Origin of the sequence: Pseudomonas agronomica (genome assembly GCF_025917275.1) — a bacterium.
GTDB classification, from domain to species: domain Bacteria; phylum Pseudomonadota; class Gammaproteobacteria; order Pseudomonadales; family Pseudomonadaceae; genus Aquipseudomonas; species Aquipseudomonas agronomica.
The window spans coordinates 1-213 of the sequence record NZ_JAOSHO010001182.1 but is presented as its reverse complement, the minus strand read 5'-3'; the positions used below and the strand labels follow the sequence as shown (position 1 = coordinate 213).

Sequence of the window (213 nt, the reverse complement as noted above, 5' to 3'; positions counted from 1 at the left end):
ATGGTCGCTGGCGTTTCGGTCTTCGGCGCCCTTGCCCAACAGCGTCAACAACGGTCCGAAGGTGGCGTCCAGCGGTCCGCCCGGCAGATCGGCCAATTGATCGATCACCGACGCCTGGTCCGGCCCGATCAGTTTGTGCGCGGACTTCATCAGCGAGTCGCCCAACGCCGGCGCACGGCTGCCGGCCTGGCCTTGATAGGCCAGGGTGTTGAG

At 66.2% G+C, this 213-nt stretch carries 1 protein-coding gene; it reads right to left on the bottom strand.

Annotated features, from left to right (window positions below; genetic code table 11):
* The coding region (locus tag OC610_RS29470; protein WP_264433422.1) for a hypothetical protein at window positions 1-213 on the bottom strand (213 nt) is incomplete at both ends.